Source organism: Pseudomonas sp. Sample_20 (assembly GCF_004307585.1).
In the GTDB taxonomy this organism is placed as follows: Bacteria; Pseudomonadota; Gammaproteobacteria; order Pseudomonadales; family Pseudomonadaceae; genus Aquipseudomonas; species Aquipseudomonas atacamensis.
The window spans coordinates 32,452-54,053 of record NZ_RCOA01000108.1; the positions used below are offsets into that span (position 1 = coordinate 32,452).

Consider the following 21,602-nt stretch of genomic DNA (forward strand, 5'->3'; position numbering starts at 1 on the left):
CTGTGGGAGCGAGCCTGCTCGCGAAGAGGTCGGCACATCCAGCAGCGGCTGGGTCTGACCCGACGCTTTCGCGAGCAGGCTCGCTCCCACAGGTCAATTGATGAGCTCAGCACATAACTCTTTAGCGCAAATCCGACAAAACCTTTTCCCTCCCGCTGCGGTCACTCCTTTTACGAGACTGGCATGCATGCCGGCGCGCCCGTTTGGGCCTTTTGCAATCCTGCCGCCCGATGAGAGAAAAGGAATCGAACCATGCCGATTTCCCGACGCAATTTCATGATCCTCGGCGCCGTAACCGCGACGGCGTTCGCCATGCCCCCCTTTATCAGCCTCAAGGCCTACGCGGCCAGTCTGGAGCAACCGGCCATGAGTCAAGTGACCCTGCAAGTCAACGGTAAACCGCAAACCCTCGAAGTAGACACCCGCACTACCCTGCTCGACGCCCTGCGCGAACACCTGCACCTGACCGGCACCAAAAAAGGCTGCGACCACGGCCAGTGCGGCGCCTGCACGGTGATCGCCGACGGTCGGCGGATCAATTCCTGCCTGACCCTCGCAGTCATGCACGACGGCAGTGACGTGACCACCATCGAAGGCCTCGGCATGCCGGACAAGCTGCACCCGATGCAGGCCGCGTTCATCAAGCACGACGGTTACCAGTGTGGCTATTGCACTCCAGGGCAGATCTGCTCGGCGGTCGCCGTGCTCAAGGAAATCCGCGACGGCATTCCCAGCCACGTCAGCCCGAGCCTGACCGAGCCGCCGAAACTGATCGCCGCCGAACTGCAGGAGCGCATGAGCGGCAATATCTGCCGTTGCGGCGCTTACTCGAACATCATCGAAGCCATCACTGAAGTTGCGGAGGTGCCGGCATGAGAGCCTTCAATTACAGCCGCGCCGACTCACCTGCGGCAGCCGCTTCCCAGGCTGCGCACGTCGAAGGCGCCAAGTTCATCGCCGGCGGCACCAACCTGCTCGACCTGATGAAACTCGACATCGAAACCCCAGTCCACCTGATCGACATCAACCACCTCGGCCTGGACCAGATCGAAGCCACACCCGAAGGCGGACTGCGCATCGGCGCGCTGGTGCGCAACACCGATCTGGCCGCCGACGCGCGCGTGCGCAAGGACTACGCCCTGCTCTCCCGCGCCTTGCTCGCCGGGGCTTCCGGGCAGTTGCGCAACATGGCGACCACCGCCGGTAACCTGCTGCAACGCACCCGCTGCCCGTACTTCTACGACACCCACCAGGCCTGCAACAAACGCAATCCGGGCAGCGGCTGCGCGGCGATCGGCGGGGTCACCCGGCAGCTGGGGATCATCGGCATCAGCGACGCTTGCATCGCCACCCACCCGAGCGACATGGCCATCGCCATGCGCGCGCTGGATGCGCAGATCGAAACGGTCAAGCCTGACGGCAGCACGCGCAGCATTGCCATGGCCGATTTCCATCAGTTGCCGGGCAGCACGCCGCACATCGAAACCAGCCTCACGCCCGGCGAATTCATTACCGCCGTGACCCTGCCGGCGCCGGTTGGCGGCACGCACATTTATCACAAGGTGCGGGATCGCTCGTCTTACGCGTTTGCCCTGGTCTCGGTCGGTCTGATCCTGCAAAAGGACGGCACGGGTCGCGTCGCTGTCGGCGGCGTTGCGCCGAAACCGTGGCGGGTCGAAGCCGCTGAAGCGTTGCTGCCCAAGGGTGCCAAAGCAGTCAGTGAACGCCTGCTTGAAGGCGCGACGCCCACCGATGACAACCAATTCAAACTGACACTGGTCGAGCGCACACTGGCCTCGGTGTTGGCGCAAGCGAGGGAAACCGCATGAAATTCGACACGCCCGCCACCACCAATCCCATCGACCGCCTGAAGGTCGTCGGCCAGCCCACCGAGCGCGTCGAAGGCCCGCTGAAAACCAGCGGCCAGGCCACTTACGCCTACGAACAACATGAAGCGGCGGCCAATCAGGCCTACGGCTTCATGGTCGATTCGGCGATCGCCAAAGGCCGGATCAAAGCCATTCATCTGGGCGAGGCCAAAGCGGCGCCCGGCGTGCTCGCGATCGTTACTGCCGAGAATGCCGGCAAGCTCGACAAGGGTGATTACAACGCTGCGCATCTGCTCGCTGGTCCCGAAGTGCAGCATTACCAGCAAGCCGTTGCATTGGTGGTTGCCGAGACCTTCGAACAGGCCCGCGCCGCCGCGCAATTGGTCAAGGTCGATTACGAAACCACCGAGGGCAAGTTCGATCTGGCCAGCGTCAAAGACCTCGGCGTCGAGCCGAAAGACGAGCTGCCCGACGTCAATCACGGCGACTTCGACAAGGCCTTCACCGCCGCACCGGTGCAGTTCGATCAGACCTACACCACGCCAGACCAGTCCCACGCGATGATGGAACCGCACGCCACACTGGCCGCGTGGAAAGGCGATCAGCTGACCGTGTGGACCTCGAACCAGATGGTCGCCTGGAGTGTCGGCGACATTGCGAAAACCCTCGGCCTGCCGAAGGAAAAAGTCCGCTTGATCTCGCCGTACATCGGCGGTGGTTTCGGCGGCAAGCTGTTTATTCGCGCCGACGTGATCCTCGCCGCTCTCGGCGCGCGCATGGCGGGGCGGCCGGTGAAAGTCGCCCTCGCCCGCCCGCAGATGGCCAACAACACCACCCATCGCCCGGCTACGATTCAGCGCATCCGCATGGCCGCCACGGCGGACGGCAAGCTGACCGCCATCGCCCATGAAGGCTGGTCAGGCAACCTTGCTGACGGCAAGGTCGAACTGGCCGCGCAACCGAGCCAGTTGCTCTATGCCGCAGAAAACCGCCGCGTCAGCATGCGCCTCGCCCCGCTCGACCTGCCCGAAGGCAACGCCATGCGCGCGCCGGGTGAAGCGCCGGGGCTGATGGTGCTGGAAATTGCCATGGACGAAATGGCCGAACAACTGAAGATGGACCCGGTACTGTTCCGCATCGCTAACGACACTCAAGTCGACCCGGTGAAAACCGAGCGGCCGTTCTCCCAACGCCAACTGGTCAAATGCCTGCAGATCGGCGCCGAGAAATTCGGCTGGGATCAGCGCAAGACGCAACCGGGCACCCGTCGTGAAGGCCGCTGGCTGATCGGCATGGGCGTGGCGGCGGCGTTTCGCAACAATTTGCTGGTCAAGTCCGGCGCCCGCGTGCGCCTGGAGCGTGACGGCAAGGTCGTTGTAGAAACGGACATGACCGATATCGGCACCGGCAGCTACACGATCATCGCGCAGACCGCTGCCGAGATGATGGGCGTTGGTCTCAATGATGTGGTGGTGCGTCTGGGCGATTCGGACTTCCCGGTCTCGGCCGGTTCCGGTGGCCAGTTCGGCGGCAACTGCTCGACCGCCGGGGTCTACGCTGCGTGCGTGAAATTGCGCGAAGCGGTGGCGGCCAAGCTCGGGCTGGCGGCGGATCAGGCGGAGTTCGCCGATGGACAGGTGCGGGTCGGCAGCAAGAGCCTGCCGCTGCGCAACGCGGCTGAAGGCGGCGCGCTGGTCGGCGAGGACAGCATCGAGTTCGGTGATCTGGCCGAGAAATATCAGCAATCGACCTTCGGCGCGCACTTCGTCGAAGTCGCCGTCGATGCCGCCACTGGCGAAGTTCGCGTACGGCGCATGTTGGCGGTTTGCGCTGCGGGGCGAATTCTCAACCCGACGTCGGCGCGCAGTCAGGTGATCGGCGCGATGACCATGGGCGTCGGCGCGGCGTTGATGGAAGAACTGGCGGTGGATAAGCGTCTGGGCTTTTTCGTCAACCATGACCTCGCCGGGTATGAGGTGCCGGTGCACGCCGACATCCCGCATCAGGAAGTGATTTTCCTCGAAGAAACCGATCCGATTTCATCGCCGATGAAGGCCAAGGGCGTGGGTGAATTGGGGATTTGCGGCGTGAGTGCAGCGGTGGCCAATGCGATCTACAACGCCACCGGCGCGAGGGTGCGGGAGTATCCGATTACGCTGGACAAGATTCTTGATTCGTTGCCGGAGATGATCTGAAGCGAAAAGCCCCTCATCGGAACGCCGCCCGCCTAGCCCTCTCTCAAAGGGAGAGGGGACCGATCCGGGTATATTCAGGATGTGCAGCGACGTGAAAGTCTTTCTGTGTATCCATAATCGCAACGGCAAGTTCAGGTCGATGCACATCGCAAGACACCTCGGTCGGCTCCCACTCCCCCGGGAGACGCTTGGGGTGAGTCGCATGCTGTTAGCGCACCTGCATGGGGTGCTAGGGGTCGAGTGGATTCACCACCACGTTTGCAGAATGCCGAACGTCTCGAGCATCCCCCAATCGGCTCCCTCTCCCTCGGGAGAGGGCTGGGGTGAGGGGAACGGTTTCACTCGGTCTTCGGATATTGCTCATCACCGACCTGCTCCATCCAGTCCACCACCTTGCCATCCAGCACTTCGGCAATCGCGATGTGACTCATCGCCGTCGTCGGCGTTGCCCCGTGCCAATGCTTGGCGCCCGGAGCAATCCACACGGTATCGCCCGGCCGGATTTCCCGCACTGGCTGACCCCACTCCTGCACGAAGCCTGCCCCCGAGGTAACGATCAATGTCTGCCCCAGCGGATGGGTATGCCATGCAGTGCGCGCGCCCGGCTCGAACGTTACGGTCGCACCACTGACCCGCGCCTCATCGGTGCCTTTGAACGGCGCATCCACCCGCACCGTGCCGGTAAACCAGTCAGCCGGGCCTTTGGCCGACGGTTGCGAGCCATTCGGTGTGACCGTGACACGGGGATTTTCGGTGGCCTGCACCTCACCAGCCAGCAGCGAGAGCGTCAGTGCGGAAGCAGCAATCGGGTTCATGGCATTTCCTCCAATAAATGATGCAACCACTGTAGCGATCCGCACTCTTTGGATAATCGACTAGAATCCGAAAAAACTTATGCAGGACAATCATCAATGCTTCGGGAAAACGCCACCGACCTGCTCGCCTTTCTCGCCGTCGCCCGTGAACGCAGTTTCACCAAGGCTGCGGCCAAACTCGGCGTGTCGCAATCGGCGCTCAGCCACACCATTCGCAGCCTCGAGGCGCGACTCGGCCTGCGCCTGCTGACCCGCACCACGCGCAGCGTGTCGCCGACCGAGGCCGGCGAACACTTGCTGCAAACCATCGGCCCGCGCTTCGAGGAGATCGAGGTGGAACTGGCCGCCCTGAGCAACCTGCGTGAAACCCCGGCGGGCAAGATCCGCATCAGCGCCACCGACCATTCGCTGAACTGGATCCTGCGTCCGGTGTTGCAGGATTTCCTGCCGCAATACCCGGATGTGTCCGTCGAGGTTTGCTGTGACTATGGTTTCGTCGACATCGCCGGCCAGGGCTTCGATGCCGGTGTGCGCCTGGGCGAGGACGTCGCCCAAGGCATGATCGCCACCCGTATCGGTCCGGACATGCGCATGGCGGTGGTCGGCTCCCCCGCCTATTTCGCCCGGCGCCCTGCGCCGCAAACCCCGCGCGACCTGACCGACCACGCCTGTAACAACCTGCGCCTGCCAACCAATGGCGGACTGTATTCGTGGGAGTTCGAAAAGGACGGTGAAAGCCTGAAAGTGCGCGTTGCCGGGCAGGTCACCCTGAATGGCGTGTATCCATTGCTCGACGCTGCGCTGGACGGTTTCGGGCTGAGCTACATCCCGGAAAACGTCGTTGCGCCGTTTCTGGCGGACGGTCGCCTGGTCCAGGTGCTGGGTGACTGGTGCCCGGCATTTTCCGGTTATCACCTGTACTACCCGAGCCGGCGCCAGGCAGCGCCAGCGTTTGCGTTGTTGCTGGAGGCGTTGCGCTATCGCGATTGACCCGGTTCAACCCAGCAACGCAATCAACTGATGCCGCTGCGCATCGGTCAGCATCGGCCCAAAACCGGCTCCGGCGTTGTCAGCCATGTAGCGCGGATTGCTGGTCCCGGGAATCACACAGGTCACCGCCGGGTGCGCCAAGAGAAATTTCAGTGCCAGTTGCGGCCAACTGTTGACCTGTACATCCGAGACCCACGCCGGCAGCGGCTTGCCTTTGAGCCGGGCGAGCAAATCGCCGCCGCCAAACGGCCGATTACAAATCACCGCGACCCCACGCTCGCGGCACAGCGGCAGGATGCGTTTCTCGACCGCACGATCATCCAGAGCGTAGTTGATCTGCAGAAAATCCAGCTTCTCGGCTTTCAGCACGGCCTCGACATCGTCATAGGCCGACGAGGTGTAATGGGTGATGCCGATGTAGCGAATCCGCCCCTGCTCCTGCCATTCGCGCAGGGTCGGCAAGTGGGTTTGCCAGTCGAGCAGGTTGTGAATCTGCATCAGGTCGATGCGCTCGGTTTGCAGCAGTCTGAACGACTGCTCCATCTGCGCGATGCCCTCTTTGCGCCCGCGCGTCCACACCTTGGTGGCGAGAAACGCCGGCGAGCGCGGTTCGTGGATCGACAGCAGTTCACCGGTGGTTTGCTCGGCGCGGCCGTACATGGGTGAGCTGTCGATCAGCGTGCCGCCCTTCCTGAACAGCGCTTCGAGGACGGCGGGCAACTGACGGTAAACCGGATCGCCCGGGGCGACGTCGAAACCACGATAGGTGCCCAACCCGACCATGGGCAGTGCCTCGGAGCTGGAAGGGATGGCGCGAGTCTGCATGGTCTGGTCTCCTGCCGTGGGCGGCGCAGTGGCGGTCGGCGCTACGCTGCCGGCCAACGCCCGATCAATGGTGAGCAGCGCCGCAGCCTGGGCAGCCAGCGTGAGCAAGCGGCGACGTGAGTAACCCTCAGTGTGGCGCATGCGAGCCCTCCTGCTGCGCGGATCTGTTGCACGGTGTGTGCGCCGGCTGTCAGGAGCAGTCGCTGAACTACACTGCCACAGCCAACCTCTCTCCCCGTTAAAAGTAGCCGAATGTCTCGAACCCTGATGTCACTCGTCGTTTTCATCATTGCCGTGTACCTGGTGCTGTGCGCCGCGCTGTTCGTGTTTCAGCGCTCGCTGATCTGGTTTCCCCAGCCTGCCGCCGTGGTTACAGCGGACTCGCGAATGAAACTGTCGATGCCGGATGCCGAGGTCTGGGTGACAACTCGAGAGCGCAGCGGAACGCGCGCACTGATTTATTTCGGCGGCAATGCCGAGGACGTATCGCGAAATCTGCCGGAATTCACTGAGGCGTTTCCTGGCTACGCGCTGTATTTCCTGCATTACCGGGGTTTTGCTGACAGCACTGGCTCGCCATCGGAAGCCGCGATTGCCGAAGATGCGCTGGCGCTGTTCGATCAGGTCTATGCCAGCCATCCGCAAGTCGCTGTGGTTGGTCGCAGCCTCGGTTCGGGCGTGGCGGTGCGCCTGGCCAGTCAGCGGCCGGTGCAGAATCTGATTCTGGTGACCCCGTTCAACAGCCTCGAGGAAATCGCCGAACGGCAATACCCATGGGTGCCGGTGAAATGGTTGCTCAAGGATCGTTTTGAATCGGGCAAATACGCGGCGCATATTCGCGCACCGACGTTGCTGTTGGCGGCCAGTGATGACGAAGTGATAGGACGCAGCAGTACGCAGCGACTGTTCGAGCGTTTTCCTGCGGGCGTGGCGACGCTGAAGGTGGTGCCGGATTCGGGGCACAACTCGATATCCGAGCGGGGGGAGTATTTGCGGTGGATGGGGGATGTGTTGAATCGCTGAAAGGTTTAGCGAGCAGGCTCACTCCCACATGGGTTTTCTGCAGTTGCCAGGACTCTGGTCCAACACCGAACCCTGTGGGAGTGAGCTTGCTCACGAAAGCGCCGAGTCAGCCAATTCTTCCATGGCTGGCACACTGCCTTCGCGAGCAAGCTCGCTCCCACATGAGTGAGTGCTTGAGGCTATGGCAGGCTGCCGCTTCGCGCATTCTCATCACTTGGCGTAGCCGGACGCGGCATGACGTGTTGATGGCCGGTCGGGTCGTTGAGCTGGATGACATTACCCTTCTGCCACGCATCAGCCCCCGTTGCGACAGGCGCCGGTTTGATCTCGGCGCGGGCCTTTTTCTTCTCCGCGCTATCAATGCCCAGACGCTGATCGCGCTGGCGGACCATTTGTGCATCGGCCTGACCGTCAGCGGTAAAGCCCATCATCAACTGCGGCACGCCCAGCGGCAGTTGCTTGTCCTGATCGGTGTGCCAGGTGTGCCAGGTCTTGCCGTAGGTATTGGCGAGCTTTTCCATCAAGCGCGTTTCTGCCACTTGCGGGATGCCCGGCGCGACCAACTGGCCGGAAGTCACTTCGTGGGCATGGCTGTGCCACAAGGCTTTTTCTTGTGCCGGCAATTGCGTAAACAGGCGCTGACTGATGATGTATTCCACGCCCATCAACTTCGCTTCAGCCGTGTTGCCGTCGTAGATCACGCACTGGAACACTTCTTCGTTGAGCGCCGAGCAGTAATGGTGTGCTTCCATCTGCGCGCCGGGATGACCGTTGTAAAAATGAAAGCCATCAAGGTACATGTTCAACGCGCGGATCGGCGGCTTGTCCTGCAACCACTGCGCGCCGACTTCGAGCATCTCGGTGTCGGAGGCCTTGGCCTGGCCGGGTGTCTGCACCGGCGAATCGGTGTTGCTCATGGCGCAACCGGTCAATGCGGCGACCATCAAACCGATAGGAACCCAACGTCCCTGTGAGGTTGTCGTACGCATGTTTCACTCCTCGAACTTTCAGTGACGGGCGCGTGCTGGCCCTGTTCTGCAACTGAAAGCAGGAGAACGGCAGAGTTCGAAAAAGCTGCGTGCGGATCAGACTGGAGAGATCGTCGCCAGCACGCCGATCAGAATGGTCAAGGTCAGAAAGCCGCCGAGAAAAATCGCCATCTTGTACATGTTGCGCTCCTTGAGGCTGGGTGTGCGGTGCACCGGACGCTGCGGGATGAGGTCGGAGGGTGACTGGCCGCACTGCCGGGGCATTCTGAGCCTGTGGCTGTACTGAATACAGAGGCAGATGAAACAGAAAAATACGGATCAGATGCGCATCTGATCCGCTTCGGGCATGAAGCGGTATTCAGGCTGAGACTTGAGGATCCACTTTCGGCGCGGTTGATCTACAGTCATTGCCGACCGACAACAAGAAAAACCGGAGTGACCATGCCCGACCTCGCCTTGCAGCCCAACGTCGCCGCGTCCCTCGAGCGCTGGCACGAGATGATCCGCAGCGGCAATCTCAAAGCCCTGCCCGAACTGCTCGATCCGCAAGCTGTGTTCCGCTCGCCCATGGCCCACACGCCCTACCCCGGCGCGCCGGTGGTGGCGATGATCCTCAACACCGTGTTCGAAGTCTTCGAAGATTTCGTCTATCACCGCGAATTGGCGACGGCGGATGGCCTGAATGTGATTCTCGAATTCAGCGCCAGAGTCGGCAGCAAGGAACTCAAAGGTATCGACATGATTCGCTTCGATGAGCACGGCAAGATTGTCGAGTTCGAAGTGATGGTGCGGCCGCTGAGCGGGTTGCAGGCACTGGGCGAAGAAATGGGTCGGCGACTCGGTGCTTATCTCGCGTCCGCAAAAGCCTGAATCCACCCCGCATAAAAAAACCCACTGACCGTCGCCGGTTCAGTGGGTTTTGTGTGTCAGGGGTCTGCTTACAGAGCCATGTCACGTGCAGCGTTTTCCTTCGGCGCTACGGCTTTGTCAGCCGCAGGTGCCGCCGGAGCAGCTACCTGACCGATCACTGGAGGCGTCGGCAGTTCGAGGATTTTCGCGGTGTAAGCCCACTCAGCAGCCACTTTGGCCGGATCGCTGTTCAGCTGGGTGCCGTAGCTTGGCACGATCTGGTGCAGCTTGGTCTGCCACTCAGGGGTTGCGACTTTGTCTTTGAAGACTTTCTGCAGCACGCTCAGCATGATCGGTGCAGCGGTCGACGCGCCTGGCGATGCGCCCAGCAGGCCGGCGATCGAGCCGTCTTGCGAAGCAACGATCTCGGTGCCCAGTTTCAGCACGCCGCCAGCGGCTTCATCACGCTTGATGATTTGCACGCGCTGGCCGGCTTGCCACAGGCGCCAGTCTTCGGCTTTGGCGTTCGGGAAGTATTCCTTCAGCGCGTTCAGACGGTCTTCATCCGACAGCATCAACTGACCGGCAAGGTACTCGACCAGCGGGTATTCCTTGATGCCGACCTTGGTCATTGGCCAGATGTTGTGGGTGGTGGTGCTGGTCAGCAAGTCGAAGTACGAACCTTCCTTGAGGAACTTGGTGCTGAAGGTCGCGAACGGGCCAAACAGAATGCCGCGCTTGCCATCCAGAACACGGGTGTCCAGGTGCGGAACCGACATCGGTGGCGCGCCAACCGAAGCCTTGCCGTAGGCCTTGGCCAGGTGTTGCTCGGCAATCGTCGGGTTCTCGGTCACCAGGAACGAACCGCCAACCGGGAAGCCTGCGTATTCCTTGGCTTCAGGAATGCCCGACTTCTGCAGCAGGTGCAGGGCACCGCCGCCAGCGCCGATGAACACGAACTTGGCGTCGGTTTCGGTCTTGCTGCCGTCTTTGAGGTTTTTGTAGCTCACACGCCAGGTGCCGTCGGCGTTCTTGGTGATGTCTTCGACTTCGCTCGACAGTTTCAGATCGAAGTTTGGTTTGGTTTGCAGGTGAGCGGCGAACTGGCGGGTGATTTCGCCGAAGTTCATGTCCGTACCCAGCGGGCTCCAGGTAGCCGCGATTTTCTGGTTCGGGTCACGCCCTTCCATCATCAGCGGTACCCACTTCTTGATCACAGCCGGATCTTCGGAGTACTGCATGCCGGCGAACAGCGGGCTCGCCTGCAGGGCTTCGTAGCGCTTTTTCAGGAACTTGATGTTGTCATCGCCCCACACGAAGCTCATGTGCGGTGTGGTGTTGATGAACGAGCGAGGGTTCTTCAGCACGCCCTGCTGAACCTGCCAGGCCCAGAACTGACGGGAAACCTGGAACGCTTCGTTGATCTCGACAGCTTTCGGGATCGTTACGTTGCCCTTGTCGTCTTCCGGGGTGTAGTTCAGCTCGGCAAGAGCCGAGTGACCGGTACCGGCGTTGTTCCAGCCGTTGGAGCTTTCCAGGGCGACGCCATCGAGGCGCTCGACCATTTCCATCGACCAGGTCGGTTCCAGCTCATTGATCCACACACCCAGGGTGGTGCTCATGATGCCGCCGCCGATCAGCAGGACGTCAACTTTCTTGGCTTCGGCAGCATTGGCAGACGACATCCCCATCGCCAAAGCCAGACCGAGCAAGGCTGTGTTCACTTTCTTAAACATCTGTTGCACCTATGATAAAACGCCTTCCGCCCGTCGTTGTTATCAGTCTGCGTTGCGCTTTGCTGACGCTCAGGCTGGCGTCGCGCAATCCGGCACACTTCAATATTGACGGGTGGGCACACAAGGCCGACATGTGGCATCGACCTCAGTTAATGTCCCTTCTGAACTGACTTCTTATCGTTATTGGCTTCAGCTGCTTGAGCGACAGGGATCCCGTCGGCCCGCCCAAAGGCCAGCCAACCGAATTAAGTCAAAGAAAATTTGGCGCGGAGAATATCACGTCAGGGCGAACCCGCGCGTCTGTTCCCGACTTGAAAGTCTTTTTCCGCTCAGAGACTTATCGGCCATCGGCAACCAAACATGACTGCGATCAGGCATTGGCCTGCAAAGTTTTTTGCGCGATACGCATCGCAAGTTGATAAATCATCGCCAACGGCTCGTTGTTCATGGAGAAAATAACCTGCTAAGTTGTACGATGACTGACGAACAAAGCCAGTCATCCCAACCCAATAACAACAAGGAAACAACATGACCAAATCCCGCCTCCTCATCGGTTTATTCTGCGCCTTCAGCGCCTGCGCCATGGCCGCCCCTGCCCCGGCGGAAAGAGAAGTCGCCGAAGCAGTTGATCACCTAACTCAGGCGATGCTGCATAAAGACATCGCCGAGTTGAACGCTCTGACCGCGCCGAACCTGACCTACGGCCACTCCAGCGGGAAGATTCAGGACAAGCAGGAATTCATCGCCGACATCGAAACCGGCCGCAGCGCATTCAAGACCCTGGAGATGCAGAAGCAGACCATCACGATGTCCGGCGATACCGCATTGGTGCGCCACCACTTCTCCGCGCAGGCGTTGAAGGGGACTGAGGTGATTCCGACCGAGATCGAAAATTTCCAGATCTGGCAGAAACAGGGTGGGAAATGGTTGTTGGTGGGACGACAGGCGTTCAGGTTTTGATTAAGGGAACATTGGCCTGATTCAGTGTTGCCCGAGCTGGCCTCATCGCGGGCAAGCGCGCTCCCACAGTGGATGATGGTGTACACACCGTTGCATTCACAACATCAGACCTTGTGGGAGCTGGCTTGCCAGCGATAAGGCCGTGATAGACACCAGTCCTACCGCTATCACAACCGAAACCGATCCACCGACTGCGCCAACTGTCCCGCCAGATTCGATAATTCATCGGTAGTCGTCGCCGTCTGCCCGATCACCCGGCTATTGCCCTCGCTCATCCCCGCAATCATTTCCACCTGATGGGCGATTTCGTTGCTGGCCATACTCTGTTCGCCAATCGTGCGGGTGATGTCGTTGACCAGTTGCGTGGTGTTCAGCGTGGCGTCGAGGATCTCGCGAATCGCCCGCTCGACTTCCGCCGTCACCGCCATGCCCTTGTCGACCTGCGCCACGCCGGCCTCCATGCTGGTGACCGCCTCGCGCGTGCTGCTCTGGATGCGCGCGACCATGGCGGCGATTTCCTGGGTCGAGGCGCTGGTGCGTGCCGCCAGACTGCGCACTTCATCGGCGACCACGGCAAAACCACGGCCCTGTTCACCCGCCCGCGCTGCCTCGATCGCGGCGTTGAGCGCCAGCAGGTTGGTCTGGTCGGCGATGCTCTTGATCACCTGAATGATGTTGAAGATTGCCTCGGATTCCTGATCCAGCGTGCGGATCACCTGCGCCGACTGCTGTGCCGAGCGGGCGATGTCGTCCATGTCGCTGACCACTTGATGAATCACCCCGCCACCCTCCTTGGCCAGGTTTTCGGCCTGATTGGCCATGCTCAGGGCACGTTCGGCGTGGCGGGTGATCTCTTCGATGCTCGCAGTCATCTGGCTGGCGGCGGCCGCCATGGTGCCGGCGGCAACGCTTTGCTGCTGGCTGCTGTCGGCGACCTGATGGCAGCCGTGGCTGAGCTGCTCGCTCATGCCACTGACGCCGTGAGCGTTGCGCCGGACCACGTCGATCATGTTGCGCAGATCACGCTGCATGGTCGCCAACGTGCGGATCAAAACGCTGGCTTCGTCCTTGCCGGCGGGCTCGATAATCGGTTCGCTGAGATTGCCATGGGCAATGCTTTCGGCGATGCGGCTGGCGGACTGCAGCGGCCCGAGGATGCTGCGCATCACCCAGCGGCCCTGGACCAGCAGCAACAACAGGCTGGCGATCAGCACCACACCAAGGGCCAGATTGGCATTGCGAATGGCTGCTTCGGTGCCTTCGCTGGTCTGTCGGGTGTTGCTTTCGATCAACTCGCTGAGCGCCGCCATCTGTTCTTCGAGCTGGCTGAACGCGGTATTGAACGTGCCAAGCTGTTGCTGGGCGGCATCCGGATTGTCCAGCGCCACGCCGACGATCTGCTCGGCGGATTTGATGTAGGTATCGAGGCTCGGCTTGATCTGCTCCAGCGCCGTGCGCAACTGCGGGTTGATCGGCAGCTTCAGGTTGTCATCCAGCACTTCACGAAAATGCCCGGCGTGCTCGGTGAGCGAATCGCGCACCTCGGTGGCGGTGGCGGTGCTTTTGCCCAGGCCGACCAGCATCGCCGAATAGACATCGGCGCGCAGGGCGTCGTGCATCATGTCCGCTTCCATGTGATTGCGCAGCGCGCTCATGCTCACAGTGTTATCGCCGACCGCCGTGGCCATCCGCAGATTGCCCACGTAGCTGACCAGACTCACGATCAGCGCCGTCAGCAGGCTGGTCGCAATCAGCAACACCAAACGCAGTTTGATCGACACCGTGGAATCTCCCGTGGGCACGCTGGATTGCGCTTGTCGGATTTCAGTTAAGCCTATGTGCAGGGAACTGCCGACACAGAGCGTATCGGCTGATGTCAGCGGCGACTTGAATCCGGCAAAACTTTTCAAACGCGAACCCGGTCACACATTGCAGCGCCGCTGGATAATGCCTTCATCGCCGGTTAACCCCGGCAGGCTATCAATCCAGCGCTTCGAACATTCATGCAGCTGAAGGAAACGCTTATGAAACGCGCACTGTGGTTTGGTCTGCTCGGCACGTTGGCAATCGGCACCGCACAGGCAGCAACGGAGAAAGTCGCAATCAATCTGGTCAGCGCCGACGGCGCGCCGCAGGCGATCGGCTCGGTAACAGTCAGTGAGACGCCATATGGCCTGCTGTTCACACCCGACCTGAAATCGTTGCCGGCCGGCATTCACGGTTTCCATGTCCATGAAAACGGCAGCTGCGAAGCGGGCACGAAGGATGGCGTCAAAGGCGCCGCACTGGCGGCTGGCGGACACTTCGATCCGGCGAAAACCGGCAAGCACCTTGGCCCTTACGCCGATGGGCATCTGGGCGATCTGCCGGCGGTGTATGTGACGGCTGATGGTGTCGCCAACTACCCGGTGCTGGCGCCGCGCCTGAAGAAAATTTCCGAGATCAAGGGCCACGCCCTGATGATTCACGCTGGCGGCGACAACCATTCCGACATGCCCAAGCCACTGGGCGGTGGCGGCGACCGCATGGCCTGCGGCGTGATCTGATCCTTCAGCGCGGCGCTCGACGCCAGCGCGTCAACACCAGCAAGGACAGCCCGGCGCCGAACAGCGCCAGGGCCATGTCCTTCTGCGAATCCCACGGATCATTCTGCGCACCGACGAAGGCTTGGCCAGTGTCGTCGCCCAGGTAAGCGCCGCCGACCCATTCGATCAATTCGTACAACGCCGACGTCGCCAGCACTACATTCAGGGTCAACAGCGCCAGCCACGCGCCGCGCAACGGCGTCAGACGCAGCAGCACTTCGCGAATCGGCCAGACCAGCAGCAATCCATAGCTAAGGTGCACCAGCCGATCATAGTGATTGCGTTCAAGACCCAGCACTTTGTTGACGCTGACCCCGGTCAACAGCGTGCCCCACTGATCGTACGGCACCCGCGAATAGGTGTAATGCGCGCCGACTTCATGAATGCACAGAAAGGCGAAGAGCATCCCCAGCGACAGCGTCGATAGGCGAAAACGCCGATGCGCCAGCAGCAGGGTCAAGACCAGCGCCAACGCCAGGACATTTTCCAATAGCCAGTCGACGCGGCTGCGCGGAAACAGGCCGAGCGCGATGGTCAGGCAGACAAATCCAGCGAGCAAAAGCGCTTCGATTCGCGTATCTGCCGGTTGGGCGAAGTTGTCGCTGACTCTGACGAGCATGGGTCGATTCTCGGCAATACAGGCAAGCGGTAGACCCTTGCCGGTTTTGCCCGGTTCCTCGCCGCTACGTTTTTGCGGCCTACGGAACTCCCGCGCGCCGTTCACCTCTGAGGTTATGTAGTCCCTTCCCTTTTTGCTTAGCGCTTGTGGAGGAACACGTCATGCGCAAGTTAGTCCTGATTACTTCTTTAATGCTTTGCCTGCCGGTCGGTTCGGCGCTGGCCCGCGTTGACGCGGGTGACGTCGCCACCTCGGCAGGTGTCTCCGCGTCGCTGTACTCGACCTTCAAGGACGACAAAATGGTCATTCCGGCCCGTGACGACGTGTCTGCGTTCGTTGCCAGCGGCGGGGCCATTCGTGGGGTTTATCTTGAGTCGGTACTGCAACAGGTGCGTCAGGCCAACCCTGGCTTGAACGCCAGTGATGAAGACCTGGCTAACGCCATTCTCGTGCAATACGAAGGCGTGCAGCAGTAGTCACGAGGGACGCAGCGGCCGATGGACGGCCGCTGAGTGCGCATAGGCAAACATGTCCGACGGCCTCTATGATGGAGGCCATGACGACGACCGTGCCCTTGCGCTCACCCTGCCCTCCCGGCGCCTGCATCTGCGGGCGCGATCCGTTGCTGGAAACGCCCGGCGCGGATTTGCGCATCCTGCGCCTGACTCGTGCCGAGGAAAAAATCCTCCTGGCGCGCCTGGAACAACTCAAAGACCTCGCCGACCTCAAACGCCTGCAACAGCGCATGTACGAGCAGTTGGGCATTCGCGTCGACGTAGCCCCCGGTTTCAACGAAGTACGCACCATGCGCGGCATCGCCATTCAAATCGACGAGCTGCCAGGCCTGTGTCGCAAGACTCGCGCGGCAATTCCGGCGGCGATTCGCAAGGGCCTGGAAAACCACCCGCAAATCGCCTTCGAACTGCTCAACGCCCACGACTTGCTGCGCGACACCTGATCACTTTTTCATGCCGACGCGTTTGCGCATCTCGGCGGTGATGGTCTGACGGGTTTTCTTCATGTCCGCCCAAGGCTCATCACCGACTTCGGTCAGACGCTCGTGAACGTTGTAGATGTTCCAGTGATTACCGCCCTTGATTTCAGCGACTTCCTCTCGGTACAGCGGCACCGACACCGGCATGCCTTCCCGCGCGCGTGCGGCGTAGGCGCAAATGGTGGTGGCGCCGAGGCCGTTGCGCAGGTAATCGATGAAGATCCGCCCGACGCGGTTTTTCGGCCCGGACACCGCTGAAATACGATCCGGCAGCAACTTGGCCATGTGGCTGACGATGGCGTGGCTGAAGTCCTTCACTTCGTCCCAGCCATGCTTGCGGGTCAATGGCACCACTAGGTGAATGCCTTTGCCGCCGCTGGTTTTCAGGAAGGCTTTGAGGCCCAGCTCATCTAGCACAGTGAGGGTCAGCGCGGTGGCTTCAACCATGCTCTTCCATGGCAGCGCCGGATCCGGGTCGAGGTCGAGGACGAAGCGATCAGGCTTGTCCAGATCCACCTTCGTCGCGTTCCAGGTGTGCAGCTCGACGGTACTCATCTGCACCGCGCCGACCAGCGCTTCGGGATTGTTGATCATCATCACTGGCTGGCCGGTGATGTCCTTGTCTAGTGCAGTAATCCCCGGGATAGCCAAGCGTTCGGCGTTCTTTTGGAAAAACAATTCGCCGGCAATACCGTCCGGTGCACGCACCAACGCCACGGGGCGATCCTTGAGTTGCGGCAGGATGTATTCAGCGACACTGGCGTAGTACTGCGCCAGTTGCATTTTGGTCGTGCCGCTGACCGCGTCAATCACCCGATCCGGGTGGGTAATGCGTACTTTGCCGCCGGCCAGTCCTGATTGCGACGGCGCGGTCTCGGCTTTTTTGCTGGCGGCGGTTTTCTTTGCCGGCTGCTTGTCGGCGGTTTTGGTCTTTTCGGTTTTTTCGTTTTTTTCGGTCTTTTCGGACTTGGCAGCTTTCACAGGCTTCGCTCGCTCCTCGGTAATGTCCTTGGCCGGTTTGTCATCGCGCAAACCATGGAACACGGCGTGGCGCACCGAGCCGTCCTTGGTCATCTCGGCGAATGCCACTTCGGCCAGCAGTTTGGGTTTGAGCCAGTGCACGCCTTTGGCCTCGAAACCGCTGGGCGGATTGACCACTGCGGCGCTTTTGGTCTGCAACGGCTTGAGTTGGGCGAGGATGCTTTTCAATGTGGTTTCGTTGAACCCGGTGCCGACCTTGCCGGCATAGAGCAACTCGCCGCTGTCACGGTCGTGCAGGCCGAGCAGCAAGGCACCGAAAGCACTGCGCGCACCTTTCGGATCGGTGTAGCCGACGATGACGAATTCCTGGCGATGCTTGCATTTGAGCTTGATCCAGTCGCCGCTGCGCCGCGATACATATGGCGAACCGAGGCGTTTGCCGATCAGGCCTTCCATCTGCATCTGGCAAGCGCTGTTGAGCAGCGCGTCCGGGGTTTCTTCGAAGGCTTCGGAGAAGCGCAGCGTTGAGGATTCTTTCTGCGCGCCGAGGATGGTGCTCAGCGCGGCGCGGCGTTCTTCCACCGGCACATCGCGCAGGTCGACGCCATTCAGATACGGCACGTCGAACAGGTAATAAACAATGTTGCCGCTGCGCCCGGCATCGAAGGCATTCTGCAACGCCTGAAAATCCGGCACGCCTTGCTCATTGGCCACGACCATTTCACCGTCGAGCCATGCCGATTCCAGACCCAACGCCGCCAGTGCCTTGGCCTGCTGCGGGAGTTTGTGCGTCCAGTCGTGGCCATTGCGGGTGAACAGCTGCACCTCATCGTGATCGATCCGCGCCATGATCCGGTAGCCGTCGAACTTGATCTCGTAGCTCCACTGCCCTTCGGGTGCGCTGTCGACCAGCGTCGCCAGTTCCGGCTTGATCAGTGCCGGCAACTTGGCCTTGCGCGCGCCGGTGAGCTGCCCGGACGCCTGCTTGCGCGGCTTGGCCGGGGCCTTTTTCACCGGTTTGGCCTTATCGGCGGCAGCCGCCGATTTGCCAACAATCGTGCGCTCGCTGAGCACGCTGTCGGGCTCGGCGACCAGCACGTCGAAATCATCCTGCGGTCGCGCGGCGTTGTCCTGATGCTTGATCAGGAACCATTGTTCTTTCTTGCCCGGCATGTGCGTGCGCACCAGATTCCACACGCCGCCGAGCTTCTCGCCCTGCAGCTCGAACTTCAGTCGGCCCTTGGCATAGGCCTTGTGCGGATCCTCCAGCGGAATCCACACGCCGCGATCCCAGACAATCACATCACCGGCGCCGTAATGCCCCTCGGGAATGCTGCCTTCGAACGTCGCGTAATCGAGCGGATGATCCTCGACATGAATCGCCAGACGCTTGACCGACGGGTCCAGCGACGGCCCCTTCGGCACCGCCCAGCTCTTCAGGGCGCCGTCGAGCTCGAGGCGAAAGTCGTAATGCAGGTGCGAAGCGTCGTGCTTCTGGATGCAGAACTGCAAGGCATGATCCTTGGCCGACTTTCGGCCCGAGCGCTTGACTGCGGCCGGCTCCGACGTCGCGGAAAAATCACGCATGCGGTTGTAATCGTCGAGGTTCCTGTTCATGAGCACACCGATGGCAGACGGGTTCTGTTATGCAGAAGAGCAACTCGGCGGCGGAAAAATTCAATCGAGGTAAAAAAGCCCCGGACGGATGGAGCGGCCGGGGCTTGTAACGACACATCCAGTAATTGGCTGGGGCTGGCTAAACAGAGTGCAGACGCTAAGGTTTTTTCAAGTTCTTGAAAGGGAGGCAATGGAATGCCTGCTGCTGCAAAAGCCTGTCGTCTGAGAACGGGCCGATACTCTGAAACCGGAAGAATTTATTTACTGACCGCTGTGGTTAACCGACGTGAGCGTGTTTTTACCAGTTGGCACGACGGGAGGCTGGTGGTCAACGAGCTGAGACGTTGCAGTGAAGCCGGGTTAGCCACCTCTCTGGCTTGGGTCGTAATGCCAGACCATCTGCATTGGCTAGTTGAGCTCAACGAGGGCTCGCTTGCAGATTTGATGTGCCGCGTTAAATCCCGAAGTTGCCAGGCATACAATCGAAGGCATGGTCGCCAGGGACAATTATGGCAGCGAGGCTATTACGACCGCGCCTTGAGGCGGGATGAGGATCTTAGAGCCGCTGCGCTCTATGTAGTCAAGAATCCTGTAAGAGCCGGTCTGGTGGCGCGCCTTGGGGACTACCCTTTGTGGGATGCCATTTGGCTCTGAAAATCAAAAGATCGCAGCCTTCGGCAGCTCCTACAGGTGCACCGTATTTCAAAGGTAGGAGCTGCCGAAGGCTGCGATCTTTTGACGTTGCTTCAAGCTTGCCCTTTCGCCTGCTGTTCCAGATGCACCTGCAGATCCGGATCGATCTGTAAGGCTGCGGCCAGCTCATCGAGATAGCTGCGTTCGGCGTCCTGTTGGTCGTCCACCAGCATGACGCTGGCCAGGTACATTTCGGCGGCTACGGCAGGATCGCCGTCAGCGGATTGCGCCACTTCCCGGGGATCCAGCGGCTTGGCGACTTCGGCGTCGAGCCATTGTTGCAACTGCGGGTCGGCGGTGTGTTTGCCGATTTCGCTGCTGATGAGGTGTTTTTCCGCTTCATCGATGCGGCCGTCAGCCTTGGCGGCGGCGATCAGGGCGCGCAGCACCGCGTGGCTGTGGGTTTCGATTTGCGGGCCGGCGAGCAGGTCGGCGGTTTGTGGCAGTTCTTGCGGCGCGTTGCTGGCCTGGCTGCGTTGCCAGGCTTGGTACGCCTGGTAGGCCATCATGCCCAGCGAAGCGAGTGCGGCGTAATTGGTCCCGCCGGTACGGCTTCGGCTGCCGCCACCGAGGGCGCTTCCCAAGCCGCCACCGCCGAGCAAGCCACCGAGCAAACCACCCAGGCCGCCGAGGCCACCCGAAGCAGTCGCACCACCCGCTCCAGTCTGACTGCCGCCGCCCAACAGGCCACCGAGCAATCCGCCCAGACCGTCACCGGCCGAAGCGCCACGCTGTTGTCCCGCCGAGGCCTGGCCTCGCAGCAGTTGTTCAAGCAAATCGCTGGTGTTCATGACGTTGTCCTCCGAGGCCCCGGCCTGATTGCGTCAGGCAACGATAGACCGACGCAGCCATAGCGCCAGCACCGTTGGGCTGACGCCGGCTCACCGATGAAATCGCACCCGAGAAATTTTCCGCGAGCCAGCTAAGATTCATGGGTGGTGAACCTTATCCCGGCCAAACCGGTCGATAGCTGCAACCCGACCCGGTTTGCCGACGCCCTTTCTGACGATGGGCGATACCCGGCTTGCTTCACTTTCTGGAGAACGCCCCCGTGATATCCACCGTACACATCGCCAGGCTGAAAGCATGGGGCGCCCATGGTTTTACCGCGACTGGCGTGGTCACCGCCTTCCTCGCCACCCTCGCCCTGCTGGAAAACCAGCCGATTCATTGCCTGATGTGGCTGGGCGTGGCGCTGATCGTCGACGGCCTCGATGGCGCACTGGCGCGCAAGGTCAATGTGCAATCGGTGCTGCCGAGTTTCGACGGTTCGATCCTTGATCTGGTCATCGATTACCTGACTTATGTATTCATCCCGGCACTGTTTATCTACCGCTACATTCCCTTGCCCGATTACACCCTGTTGCTGACGGTGTCGGTGATTCTGGTGTCGTCGCTGTTCTGTTTCTGCAACGTCAACATGAAGAGCAAGGACAACTATTTTGTCGGCTTCCCGGCGGCCTGGAACGTGGTTGCGTTGTGTTTGTACATCATTGGTCCGGGGCCCTGGATTACCTTTCTCACCGTGATCGGGCTGGCGCTGCTGACGGTGACGCGGATGAAGTTCCTGCACCCGTTTCGCGTGCGGCGTTTCATGCCAATCAATATCGCGGTGACGGCGATCTGGCTGTTGTGCAGTCTGTCGCTGGTGCTCAATCACCCGGTGATCAATCCGCTGGTAATGGGCTTGTGGTTGCTGATGTCGGCTTATTTCCTGGGGATCTGCATCTGGCGCACGGCGCTGGAGTGGTTTGATCGCAGCCATTTGAAATAAGCACATCCCCTGTGGGAGCGAGCCTGCTCGCGAATGCGGTGGTTCCATCAACATAAAGGTTGGCTGGCACACCGCTTTCGCGAGCAGGCTCGCTCCCACAGAGATCTTCATCGACCAGGAAATCCGAT

Annotated in this window: 21 protein-coding genes; 12 read left to right on the top strand and 9 right to left on the bottom strand. The window is 60.8% G+C overall.

From position 1 onward, the window contains the following. Window positions 1-252: 252 nt before the first annotated feature. Genes paoA through paoC form a run of 3 tightly spaced genes read left to right on the top strand, consistent with a single transcriptional unit; the run spans window position 253 to window position 4,024 of the window. The gene (gene paoA, locus D8U70_RS21545) at window positions 253-876 is read left to right on the top strand and encodes an aldehyde dehydrogenase iron-sulfur subunit PaoA (protein ID WP_130929676.1); all 624 of its coding nucleotides are present in this window, start codon (window positions 253-255) and stop codon (window positions 874-876) included. Further along, on the top strand, window positions 873-1,829 hold the full coding sequence (locus D8U70_RS21550) for a xanthine dehydrogenase family protein subunit M (protein WP_130929677.1): 957 nt from the start codon (window positions 873-875) through the stop codon (window positions 1,827-1,829). Before paoA ends, D8U70_RS21550 begins: the two co-directional genes overlap by 4 nt. After that, the gene (paoC, locus tag D8U70_RS21555; RefSeq protein ID WP_130929678.1) at window positions 1,826-4,024 is read left to right on the top strand and encodes an aldehyde oxidoreductase molybdenum-binding subunit PaoC; all 2,199 of its coding nucleotides are present in this window, start codon (window positions 1,826-1,828) and stop codon (window positions 4,022-4,024) included. Before D8U70_RS21550 ends, paoC begins: the two co-directional genes overlap by 4 nt. A gap of 338 nt (window positions 4,025-4,362) precedes the next feature. On the opposite strand, the gene D8U70_RS21560 is transcribed toward paoC, so the two are convergent. Continuing rightward, a complete protein-coding gene (locus D8U70_RS21560; protein ID WP_130929679.1) occupies window positions 4,363-4,839 on the bottom strand; it encodes a cupin domain-containing protein in 477 nt (158 codons plus the stop codon). Window positions 4,840-4,935: 96 nt separating this feature from the next. On the opposite strand from D8U70_RS21560, the gene D8U70_RS21565 reads away from it, so the two are divergent. Continuing rightward, complete coding sequence (locus tag D8U70_RS21565; RefSeq protein WP_071172803.1) at window positions 4,936-5,829, top strand: LysR family transcriptional regulator; 894 nt, start codon at window positions 4,936-4,938, stop codon at window positions 5,827-5,829. Between the two features lie 6 nt (window positions 5,830-5,835). Here D8U70_RS21565 and D8U70_RS21570 read toward each other — a convergent pair whose 3' ends face one another. Beyond that, window positions 5,836-6,795, bottom strand: a complete 960-nt coding sequence (locus tag D8U70_RS21570; protein ID WP_177433990.1) for an aldo/keto reductase — start codon at window positions 6,793-6,795, stop codon at window positions 5,836-5,838. 111 nt (window positions 6,796-6,906) lie between these two features. Between D8U70_RS21570 and D8U70_RS21575 the strand changes: the two genes are divergently transcribed. Then, window positions 6,907-7,677 carry an alpha/beta fold hydrolase gene (locus tag D8U70_RS21575; RefSeq protein WP_130929680.1) on the top strand — a complete coding sequence of 257 codons (771 nt, stop codon included), beginning with the start codon at window positions 6,907-6,909 and terminating at the stop codon, window positions 7,675-7,677. Between the two features lie 179 nt (window positions 7,678-7,856). Here the strand turns inward: D8U70_RS21575 and D8U70_RS21580 are convergent, their stop codons facing one another. Both D8U70_RS21580 and D8U70_RS27800 read right to left on the bottom strand, forming a co-directional pair. Continuing rightward, window positions 7,857-8,621 (bottom strand): OBAP family protein, encoded by a 765-nt coding sequence (locus tag D8U70_RS21580; protein WP_241664678.1) that lies wholly within the window; start codon window positions 8,619-8,621, stop codon window positions 7,857-7,859. A 141-nt stretch (window positions 8,622-8,762) separates the two neighbouring features. Next, the gene (locus D8U70_RS27800; RefSeq protein ID WP_024013301.1) at window positions 8,763-8,930 is read right to left on the bottom strand and encodes a hypothetical protein; all 168 of its coding nucleotides are present in this window, start codon (window positions 8,928-8,930) and stop codon (window positions 8,763-8,765) included. A gap of 177 nt (window positions 8,931-9,107) precedes the next feature. On the opposite strand from D8U70_RS27800, the gene D8U70_RS21590 reads away from it, so the two are divergent. Continuing rightward, a complete protein-coding gene (locus D8U70_RS21590; protein WP_110645576.1) occupies window positions 9,108-9,536 on the top strand; it encodes a nuclear transport factor 2 family protein in 429 nt (142 codons plus the stop codon). A 68-nt stretch (window positions 9,537-9,604) separates the two neighbouring features. Here the strand turns inward: D8U70_RS21590 and mqo are convergent, their stop codons facing one another. Continuing rightward, window positions 9,605-11,251, bottom strand: coding sequence for a malate dehydrogenase (quinone) (mqo, locus tag D8U70_RS21595; protein WP_130929682.1), 1,647 nt, complete (start codon window positions 11,249-11,251; stop codon window positions 9,605-9,607). A gap of 528 nt (window positions 11,252-11,779) precedes the next feature. Here mqo and D8U70_RS21600 point away from each other — a divergent pair. Next, window positions 11,780-12,211, top strand: coding sequence for a nuclear transport factor 2 family protein (locus D8U70_RS21600; RefSeq protein WP_130929683.1), 432 nt, complete (start codon window positions 11,780-11,782; stop codon window positions 12,209-12,211). 167 nt (window positions 12,212-12,378) lie between these two features. Here the strand turns inward: D8U70_RS21600 and D8U70_RS21605 are convergent, their stop codons facing one another. Further along, a complete protein-coding gene (locus D8U70_RS21605) occupies window positions 12,379-13,992 on the bottom strand; it encodes a methyl-accepting chemotaxis protein (RefSeq protein ID WP_130929684.1) in 1,614 nt (537 codons plus the stop codon). A 243-nt stretch (window positions 13,993-14,235) separates the two neighbouring features. On the opposite strand from D8U70_RS21605, the gene sodC reads away from it, so the two are divergent. Next, window positions 14,236-14,757: a superoxide dismutase family protein gene (gene sodC, locus D8U70_RS21610; RefSeq protein ID WP_016775149.1), complete on the top strand. Its 522-nt coding sequence runs from the start codon at window positions 14,236-14,238 to the stop codon at window positions 14,755-14,757. 4 nt (window positions 14,758-14,761) lie between these two features. On the opposite strand, the gene D8U70_RS21615 is transcribed toward sodC, so the two are convergent. Next, window positions 14,762-15,415: a DUF2238 domain-containing protein gene (locus tag D8U70_RS21615; protein WP_073471213.1), complete on the bottom strand. Its 654-nt coding sequence runs from the start codon at window positions 15,413-15,415 to the stop codon at window positions 14,762-14,764. 161 nt (window positions 15,416-15,576) lie between these two features. Between D8U70_RS21615 and D8U70_RS21620 the strand changes: the two genes are divergently transcribed. Together D8U70_RS21620 and D8U70_RS21625 are read left to right on the top strand one after the other, a co-directional pair. Beyond that, window positions 15,577-15,891, top strand: coding sequence for a DUF2388 domain-containing protein (locus D8U70_RS21620; RefSeq protein WP_071172812.1), 315 nt, complete (start codon window positions 15,577-15,579; stop codon window positions 15,889-15,891). Between the two features lie 80 nt (window positions 15,892-15,971). After that, window positions 15,972-16,373 carry a hypothetical protein gene (locus D8U70_RS21625; protein ID WP_071172813.1) on the top strand — a complete coding sequence of 134 codons (402 nt, stop codon included), beginning with the start codon at window positions 15,972-15,974 and terminating at the stop codon, window positions 16,371-16,373. Here D8U70_RS21625 and ligD read toward each other — a convergent pair whose 3' ends face one another. Then, a complete protein-coding gene (gene ligD / locus D8U70_RS21630; protein WP_130929685.1) occupies window positions 16,374-19,007 on the bottom strand; it encodes a DNA ligase D in 2,634 nt (877 codons plus the stop codon). A gap of 195 nt (window positions 19,008-19,202) precedes the next feature. Between ligD and D8U70_RS21635 the strand changes: the two genes are divergently transcribed. After that, the gene (locus tag D8U70_RS21635; protein ID WP_130929686.1) at window positions 19,203-19,661 is read left to right on the top strand and encodes a transposase; all 459 of its coding nucleotides are present in this window, start codon (window positions 19,203-19,205) and stop codon (window positions 19,659-19,661) included. Between the two features lie 92 nt (window positions 19,662-19,753). Here D8U70_RS21635 and D8U70_RS21640 read toward each other — a convergent pair whose 3' ends face one another. Further along, entirely contained in the window at window positions 19,754-20,491 is a 738-nt protein-coding gene (locus D8U70_RS21640) for a tellurite resistance TerB family protein (protein ID WP_130929687.1), read from the bottom strand. Between the two features lie 260 nt (window positions 20,492-20,751). Here D8U70_RS21640 and pcsA point away from each other — a divergent pair, with 260 nt between their 5' ends. Continuing rightward, window positions 20,752-21,474, top strand: coding sequence for a phosphatidylcholine synthase (pcsA, locus tag D8U70_RS21645; RefSeq protein WP_016775154.1), 723 nt, complete (start codon window positions 20,752-20,754; stop codon window positions 21,472-21,474). The last annotated feature ends 128 nt before the right edge of the window (window positions 21,475-21,602 follow it).

Excerpts from the sequence above, each read along its gene's own strand:
- D8U70_RS21640 (WP_130929687.1), bottom strand. The coding sequence starts at position 20,491 with ATGAACACCAGCGATTTGCTTGAACAACTGCTGCGAGGCCAGGCCTCG.
- D8U70_RS21550 (WP_130929677.1), top strand. The coding sequence starts at position 873 with ATGAGAGCCTTCAATTACAGCCGCGCCGACTCACCTGCGGCAGCCGCT.
- D8U70_RS21565 (WP_071172803.1), top strand. The coding sequence starts at position 4,936 with ATGCTTCGGGAAAACGCCACCGACCTGCTCGCCTTTCTCGCCGTCGCC.
- D8U70_RS21625 (WP_071172813.1), top strand. The coding sequence starts at position 15,972 with ATGACGACGACCGTGCCCTTGCGCTCACCCTGCCCTCCCGGCGCCTGC.
- D8U70_RS27800 (WP_024013301.1), bottom strand. The coding sequence starts at position 8,930 with ATGCCCCGGCAGTGCGGCCAGTCACCCTCCGACCTCATCCCGCAGCGT.
- D8U70_RS21590 (WP_110645576.1), top strand. The coding sequence starts at position 9,108 with ATGCCCGACCTCGCCTTGCAGCCCAACGTCGCCGCGTCCCTCGAGCGC.
- mqo (WP_130929682.1), bottom strand. The coding sequence starts at position 11,251 with ATGTTTAAGAAAGTGAACACAGCCTTGCTCGGTCTGGCTTTGGCGATG.
- D8U70_RS21615 (WP_073471213.1), bottom strand. The coding sequence starts at position 15,415 with ATGCTCGTCAGAGTCAGCGACAACTTCGCCCAACCGGCAGATACGCGA.
- D8U70_RS21620 (WP_071172812.1), top strand. The coding sequence starts at position 15,577 with ATGCGCAAGTTAGTCCTGATTACTTCTTTAATGCTTTGCCTGCCGGTC.
- D8U70_RS21600 (WP_130929683.1), top strand. The coding sequence starts at position 11,780 with ATGACCAAATCCCGCCTCCTCATCGGTTTATTCTGCGCCTTCAGCGCC.
- D8U70_RS21575 (WP_130929680.1), top strand. The coding sequence starts at position 6,907 with ATGTCTCGAACCCTGATGTCACTCGTCGTTTTCATCATTGCCGTGTAC.
- sodC (WP_016775149.1), top strand. The coding sequence starts at position 14,236 with ATGAAACGCGCACTGTGGTTTGGTCTGCTCGGCACGTTGGCAATCGGC.
- D8U70_RS21560 (WP_130929679.1), bottom strand. The coding sequence starts at position 4,839 with ATGAACCCGATTGCTGCTTCCGCACTGACGCTCTCGCTGCTGGCTGGT.
- ligD (WP_130929685.1), bottom strand. The coding sequence starts at position 19,007 with ATGAACAGGAACCTCGACGATTACAACCGCATGCGTGATTTTTCCGCG.
- D8U70_RS21580 (WP_241664678.1), bottom strand. The coding sequence starts at position 8,621 with ATGGTCGCCGCATTGACCGGTTGCGCCATGAGCAACACCGATTCGCCG.
- paoA (WP_130929676.1), top strand. The coding sequence starts at position 253 with ATGCCGATTTCCCGACGCAATTTCATGATCCTCGGCGCCGTAACCGCG.
- paoC (WP_130929678.1), top strand. The coding sequence starts at position 1,826 with ATGAAATTCGACACGCCCGCCACCACCAATCCCATCGACCGCCTGAAG.
- D8U70_RS21635 (WP_130929686.1), top strand. The coding sequence starts at position 19,203 with ATGCCTGCTGCTGCAAAAGCCTGTCGTCTGAGAACGGGCCGATACTCT.
- D8U70_RS21570 (WP_177433990.1), bottom strand. The coding sequence starts at position 6,795 with ATGCGCCACACTGAGGGTTACTCACGTCGCCGCTTGCTCACGCTGGCT.